Below are 7,068 nucleotides of genomic sequence, written 5' to 3' on the forward strand. Positions count from 1 at the left end.
CTGCCCATTACCCACAAGTGTTTCAACTTGTATCCGGCGGCCTAAGAGAAAAGCCAATGCAGAGGATTTGCAGGACCGCATAGCCCTGCCACATGAGCTGGTGCCCCGGGGGCGGATCATTGTTGCGACCAAGATAGCCGCCCAAGCGGGCAACCAGACGCACCGCATCGCCAAGGTTGGCAGGCGACTTGATTCTGTTTTGTTTAGCGAAGGCGTTCAATACCGTGACCTCGATCTCGCTGAGCAGCACCTCGGCGGGAAGTTCCGGACAGGCCCGCCCCAGCAGCGTCATCAGCATGATGCGCCAGGCGATGACGAGGTTGATCGCAATGGCCCGTTCGAGTCGCTCGGCGCTGTGGTGTGCGAGATCTTCGATGCGGCAACCGGTCTTGAGCACCCGATGCCAGTCTTCGATGCGCCAGCGCAGGCAATACCAGCGCAGACAGGCTTGTGCGTCGTCAATCGAGTTGACGGCGCAAGTGGTCAGCAAAAACCATTCAAGCGGCTTGGTCTCCTCAGGCGCTGACGGCTCCAGGATATGCACCACCCACAGGGTGATCGGCGCCTTTGCTTTCTGGTGTGCTGGCGGTGGCAACGTAATCTGAAGGTAGCGCAATTGCACATCGGCCGTGCGCTGCTCGGTGGCGGTGCGCGCCTTTTGCTTGCTCTTCTTGGGCCTTGCACTTTGTCGCGGCACCACGACTTGAAGGGCGCCTTGCACCGGACTTTGGCGTACTGCCTCGAACAGGTGGGCCTCGCCGGACATCACTCGGTCGTGTTTTGCGCGCACCAACAATTCCACCTTGGCGCTCTTGCGCTGCTCGTCAAAGAGTTCGAAGAAATCCGCTTCCCGGTCCATCACACAGACCTGGCGCGTCTGGGGAAGCTCATTGCACAGCGAGACACACTCGCGTAATCCGGCGATCCAGGCAAAGCTCTTTTTTTCCTCGATTGGAATTTCGTGCGCGGGGCGCTTGTCCTTGTCTGATTGGGTCACCGGTGCCGTGAACTGTGCGTTCAACACGCCGAGGGGTACGCCCTCGGTGCTCACCACCAGCGTCGAGTGCAGGTGAAGCCCCAAACCCCGAGCGCCGGTCTGGTTGGCGCCCATCACGCCTAACCCATCGCACTGCGCCCGCCCCGTGTAGTTTAGGTCCGTCCCGTCCTGGATGCACAGCACCGTCGGGTGCGCCTTCATCCGTTGTACCGTACGCGCACGATGGGGGGCCAGGATCGCCGCTACGCTGACCTGCGCTTCATCGGGCTGGTCGATTAGCCGGTAGTAGCCCTTGACCGCTGCCCAGTCGCCTCGCGCCACACCCGAGAACGCCTGGCCGGGCATCGTGGCCAGCGTACGCGCGCTTTGCACGAGTCGCTCGCTCAAGCGCCGATCCCCAAGCTTTGCACCACCAAACTCCTGCTGCGCCCAGCCCTCGCCCTCCAGGCCTTCGGCCATCCCCAGGGCACTCGCAACGACAGGTTCCACACCGCCCAGGCGTTGTCGGAAATCCGCTTGCAGCGGATACACATAGATGGCTTTGACGCTCTTGGCATGGTTGTGCTCACGGTCTTGGCGACCGCGTCCCTTGGTCTTGCCGATCTCGATCCAGTTAGCCGCCTGATAGCTGGTGCCCGCAAACCGGTCGGTCTCCACGAAGCTCTCGATGAGCCAGGGACGATACCCGTACTGAGCTTCGAAATCCAGATCAATACGCCGCAGCACCATCCCCAGCACGCAGGAGGCCAGATTGTGACAGCGCACCGAGCGGCGGATCAGAAAGCGGCTCATGCCCACGATACGGTGCAACTGCTCGCGCCGTGTCTTGACGTCCCAGCCGATCCAGTGGTCCCGATCGGCCAGTTGAATCGCTGCCGCGCTGAACCCCAGTCCGCCCAGCCAGCCGTGCTCGGAGCCAATCAGATAGCGCATCTGCGCGCCGACCAGCGGCCCGGCTCCCTGGGGGTGCTCGCACAGCATCAGCTCGTTCCAGATCAGCATCTGCGGCAGCGTGTCGACCTTGATCAAACACAGGTCGCGTACTTCACCTGCCCGCTCAGGTACCTCTTTCGGGTCCGGAACGGGCACGCCAAGACGGCGCGCACTCCGGGCTCCTTTGGCCCCCCGGGGGCTGGCCGCGGGCAACACAACGCGCCCCGAACGTTCCAACTCGCGCAGCGCCTTGATGCAGCCGCTTCGCTGTATCCGACCCCGTGCATCGTAAAATCCAAAACGCTGGCACACCGCGTCGGCAAACGCCGACCGGTACACATAGGCCTCCTCACTCAACAGCCCATGTATTATCTCGATGGAACTCTGCTCGGACAGGGCCCGCTTGATTTGATTTTGAACTTCCACGGCGCCACGATAAACGCGGCGCACAAAAATGTCCAGCGTTTTTTATGGGCAACGGGCAGACCTAGCTGACATCGCCGTCATTGTGGCGGTCACCGCCGCCCGCTTTCAATTCGCGATTCAGTCGCAATCGCCAGCCGGCGCACGCAGCGAGACAGGCGATCCCGAAGAGCTCAATCGATGTTGGCTCGGGAATCTCCGAAGGATCGGGGAAGGTCGGGATCTGGCCGATGGTGAAGGTCGCTTCGGTCATTTCGAGCGGACCTCCCGCCTTAACGTCGATTTGCAGGGAGTTCGTCAGTGAAAGGAGAGCTTTCGGAATCTCGGCGTCCCAACTCGTGGCGTCCGAGACAAGATCCCCGATCCAGGTTCCATTGAGAAAGACCCCGGCAGTACCTGACCAAGGGTCTCCGCCCGGTTTCCGGTAATTTATTGACAGCGTCGGAACATTGTCGCTAACCGACATCATGTCCGTGAACTGCCAGTCGTCCAGCGTGAAGGGCATGACATCCGACATGCCAGGACCAAGCGGCCCCTGATGTTTCGGCACAGTCTTGACCACCTCCCCGTGATCGCTCGCGTAGAACACAAATTGCTCGTTGGGCCCCAGCTTCGCGGACACATTCTTCATAACAGCCTCAAGTTCTGCCAGCGATGCGGCTTCAACGATTGTTACATTCGGTTTCTCCTTCGGGTCGCCCCACAGCTGGGTCAGCGCAGTCTTTACGCTGTTGACATCGTTGACGTAACGGCCCCGATTGGTGTTCCCGGTCCACAAAACGGCATGGTGCGACGCCGCCGCCGCGTCCTTGAGCTTGACCTGGTTACCCTGGCCACCGGAAGCGATCTGTGGCGTCTCGACGGTCTGGCTATTCTTGGGAGAAGTCTTCCGAATGGCAGACTCCACTATCTTGGCAGTAGCGCCGGCGGGATCGGCGGCACTCGTCGCCTGCAGTGCCGTGAATACGGTCTGATCCTTCGTGACTTCGGGCACCAGCGTTTGCGTCCAGTAGTTCTGGGGCGTCTTGCTCGACAGCAACGCAAGCTCTTGGTCGGTCAGGCCATAAGGTGTTCCCGGCCCGTAGGCGCGATTGATCGCGTCCGGCGTGTTTTGCCCGAAACTTTTTTCCTGCCCCGATGAAGCCGAGCCCGCAACCCAATCCAGGTTGGTGCCGGCCAGGGTATCCTTCAAACGGTCGACGAATGCGCCGCCATAGCATTGCTGGAAGAAGAAGGTCGCATCCTTGACGTTTGTCTTGCCGTCCTTGAAGAGGGAGGACTGGATCAGCGCCACGAACGTCTGGGCCGTGATCGGCTTGCCGGACTTTACCGAGAATGCCGCCTCGTACGTGGGCTCCTGCGCAGACGCGGAGGATACGAAGTAAGCTCCGACCAAGAGCGTTCCGGCAAGCGCACCAACGATGCGACGCATTCCCGATACTGTCGCTTGCGCCGCTTTCCATTTGACAGACATCAAAGCCTCTCCGCATGTCGGAACGCGCTCCACACCTCTAAGTCAAATACCACCGGCAAAGCCGGTGGCTTGAATTGTTAGCGACCCTAAATGCACGTTCAAAACCGTTAGACGCTACGCTGCAGATCATACGATCCATGTTCAACCTTGGTCTTCCTTGCATAGACTACTACGAAACAGCGTCAGCTCAAACTCTCAACCGAAGTATGAAACACCTACTCGACCGCCGCATAGGTCAAACCTTTTGGAGACCCCCGGCAAAGCTGGGGACGTACCTCTATGAGTTAGAGAGGGTCACGCATGAAGGATTAAGGACGTTGGCCGGCGATCAATTACACCCGAGTCAGGTGTGCAGGTATAGGGATGACCGCTGTCCTGCCTTGAGCCGACGCTCAGAGGTGGGGAATTTATGCGTCGTCAGTGTCACCTCATGGCCGGGAGCAGTCCGCCATCAGTTTGCACTCACCAGCCGCTTTCGGCCGGGAAACCGCCGTTCACCATGAAATATCTAATCCGCATTTAGAACGGTTGATTCTGCGTTTTCATCGTCCCAGCGAATGGCAGTTTTTCAAAACCCCGACCGGCAGGTTTGGGTCTTGCCGAGACAGTCAACAACCCTATAAGTCATCATGAATCGCTGTAAAAAGCTGCAACGCGCAATGTCTGCCTGTCAATTACAAAATACGGATATCCGCAAACAACAGGTGATTCAACTACGAAGGCAAGCCGACCCTGACTCCGGAGGCGGCCCAAGGCTCAGAATGCAAAGGGTTTTGCGACGCCGCTGAACATGTTCTGGAACAGTTTCCGTTCGGTGCTTTCGATACAGTCGAGAAACTCGAGCGCATTTCCCATGCGCCGAAAGGCGGCAAAGCCGCTGGCCAGAAAAGCATGCAGATCGCCAAGCCCGGCAAGCTGTGCCGGTGTGCGCATCAGTTTGAGCAGGGTGGTGAGCAGTGCATTCCGTGCAAGCCGTTCCAGGGCTTCGCCGGTAGTCCGGATGAGGACGATCTGCCGTTCCCGCTCCGGGCGGCGGCCGACCTGGCGGTAGGCGGCGGTGTAGGCGTCTTCATCAATGCAGTCGATTGTTCCGGCGCGATCCAGCTCAACAACCATGGCGGCGTCGAGCTCTTCGGTCAGAGCATCGACTTCGATGGCCAGCGCGATGGTCTGCAGCGCTGAGGCCGGTAGCAGGCTGACCAGGAGCGGCAGAATCCGTTCGACTTCCTCGTCGCGGCTGCTGAAGTCCTTCGGGCCGTAGAGGTCGGAGAGAAAGAACTGCGCGGCCTGTCCGAAGCGTTCGCTGGCCAGCAGGCCGGAATAGCTGCGCGCCAGGCGTGCCGCTTGCCATTCACGCAGCAGCAGTCGCTTGCGGGCAGCGGCGGGCGCTTGATTGGCTTGAAGGCGAAGCGCTTTTGCCGTTTTCAGATGGCGGCGCAGTGCCTCGGTCCATCTCGACTTTTCTTCATCGGGTTGCGAATCATCCATGGCGATGAATTATGCACGGCTCGCCACCTGCCATTTAGAAGAATTCCCCTAACGGCTGGCTGGGCGGCGGCATAAACTGAAAATATGGAATTCGAAGCACCGGAGATAAAGGCATGAACGATCTGGATGATCCGAACTCGCTGGAGAGTCGCTTTGCCCGTTTGCAAAATGCGGCACGGCGCGAGCCGAATCCGCCGGTAGAGTTGCGGGCGCGCCGTCTGCGGGTGCTTGATCGCTTGTTGCGTGACAACGCCGATGCGCTGGCCGATGCGGTGCGACAGGATTTCGGCAACCGTTCGCTTGCCGAAACGCGCCTGCTGGAGTTCTTCCCGTGTCATGCCGCGCTTGCCGATGCCCTGGCGCATCTGCGCCGCTGGATGCGTCCGCAGCGCCGCCGCGTTTCGACGTGGTTCAGGCCGGCGCGCGCCGAGCTGCGTTTTCAGCCGCTCGGTGCGGTGGGCATCATCGTGCCCTGGAACTACCCGATTTTTCTCGCCGTGGCTCCGCTCGTTGGAGCCTTGGCCGCAGGTAACCGGGTGCTGATCAAGATGTCGGAATTGACTCCGGCGACGTCGCGTCTGTTCGCCCGGTTGATCGCACAACATTTTTCAGACGACGAGGTCTCGGTGGTCGAGGGCGATGCGTTGGTCGCCCAGGCCTTTGCGCGCTTGCCTTTCGACCATCTGCTATTTACCGGGTCGACGCCGGTGGGGCGCCATGTCATGCGCGCTGCGGCCGATAATCTTGTGCCGGTGACGCTCGAACTCGGCGGCAAGTCGCCGGCGATCATCGGCATTTCGGCCAACTTCGACAAGGCGGTCGAGAGAATCATTGTCGGTAAGACGCTCAATGCCGGACAGACCTGCATCGCGCCGGACTATGTGTTGTTGCCCGCCGGTCGCGAACAGGACTTTATCGAAACGGCGCGCCGCGTCGTGGCCCATTGCTACCCGGACATCCGGAATACGCCGGACTACACCACCATCATCAATGAACGCCATTACGCGCGGCTTTGCGGCTATGTCGATGAGGCGCGGGGGCAGGGCGCAGAAATTGTCGAGCTGGTGCCGGGTGCGGTTTCCGACCCGCTGACGCGTCGCCTGTTCCCGCTCGTTCTGTACGGGGTGAATGATGGCCTGCGCGTCATGCAGGACGAGATTTTCGGACCGCTGCTGCCGCTGGTCCCCTATCGCGATCTTGATCAGGCGATTGGCTATGTCAATGCGCGGCCACGACCGCTGGCGCTTTATTTCTTCGAAACCGATTCGTCGGGCATCGACAAGGTGCTGAAGCAGACGGTTTCCGGCGGCGTGACGATCAATGACACCATTCTGCACATCGCGCAGGACGACCTGCCCTTCGGCGGGGTGGGGCCGAGCGGCATGGGCTGTTACCACGGCTTCGATGGCTTCCGGACATTTTCGGTGCAGAAGGGCGTTTTCGTTCAATCGAGGTTCTCGGGTATCGGCCTGTTCAAGCCGCCCTATGGCGCCCTGTTCGAGCGTTTGATGAAGATTCTTTTGCACTGATCCGGGAACTGGATAACTGATGCTTGGGACACTCACTCAGGAGGCGGAAAGCGTGTTCGATTATGTCATTGTTGGCGGCGGCTCGGCGGGGTGCGTGCTGGCCAGCCGGCTGAGTGCAGACAGCGATGTTTCGGTGTGTCTGCTGGAGGCCGGGCCACCGGATCGGCATCCCTTGATTCACATGCCGATGGGCATCATCTGGATGATGCGCAGCAAGGTGCTCA

5 protein-coding genes are annotated in these 7,068 nt (G+C 60.1%); 2 read left to right on the forward strand and 3 right to left on the reverse strand.

All coding sequences use genetic code 11. From position 1 onward, the window contains the following. Window positions 1-22 precede the first annotated feature (22 nt). From JNM42_RS10175 to JNM42_RS10185, 3 genes are all read right to left on the reverse strand, one after another. On the reverse strand, window positions 23-2,269 hold the full coding sequence (locus tag JNM42_RS10175; protein WP_294268997.1) for an IS4 family transposase: 2,247 nt from the start codon (window positions 2,267-2,269) through the stop codon (window positions 23-25). Between the two features lie 148 nt (window positions 2,270-2,417). After that, window positions 2,418-3,827 carry a hypothetical protein gene (locus tag JNM42_RS10180; protein ID WP_294269000.1) on the reverse strand — a complete coding sequence of 470 codons (1,410 nt, stop codon included), beginning with the start codon at window positions 3,825-3,827 and terminating at the stop codon, window positions 2,418-2,420. Between the two features lie 756 nt (window positions 3,828-4,583). Continuing rightward, window positions 4,584-5,315 carry a hypothetical protein gene (locus JNM42_RS10185; protein WP_294269003.1) on the reverse strand — a complete coding sequence of 244 codons (732 nt, stop codon included), beginning with the start codon at window positions 5,313-5,315 and terminating at the stop codon, window positions 4,584-4,586. A gap of 113 nt (window positions 5,316-5,428) precedes the next feature. Here JNM42_RS10185 and JNM42_RS10190 point away from each other — a divergent pair, with 113 nt between their 5' ends. Both JNM42_RS10190 and JNM42_RS10195 read left to right on the forward strand, forming a co-directional pair. Continuing rightward, window positions 5,429-6,844 (forward strand): coniferyl aldehyde dehydrogenase, encoded by a 1,416-nt coding sequence (locus JNM42_RS10190; RefSeq protein ID WP_294269007.1) that lies wholly within the window; start codon window positions 5,429-5,431, stop codon window positions 6,842-6,844. Between the two features lie 19 nt (window positions 6,845-6,863). Next, the coding region (locus JNM42_RS10195; RefSeq protein WP_294269010.1) for a lycopene cyclase family protein at window positions 6,864-7,068 on the forward strand (205 nt) is incomplete at its 3' end.

The organism is Propionivibrio sp. (genome assembly GCF_016790145.1).
Taxonomy (GTDB): Bacteria; Pseudomonadota; Gammaproteobacteria; order Burkholderiales; family Rhodocyclaceae; genus Propionivibrio.

Coding starts and splice junctions, on each gene's coding strand:
- JNM42_RS10180 (WP_294269000.1), bottom strand. CDS start 3,827: ATGTCTGTCAAATGGAAAGCGGCGCAAGCGACAGTATCGGGAATGCGT.
- JNM42_RS10185 (WP_294269003.1), bottom strand. CDS start 5,315: ATGGATGATTCGCAACCCGATGAAGAAAAGTCGAGATGGACCGAGGCA.
- JNM42_RS10190 (WP_294269007.1), top strand. CDS start 5,429: ATGAACGATCTGGATGATCCGAACTCGCTGGAGAGTCGCTTTGCCCGT.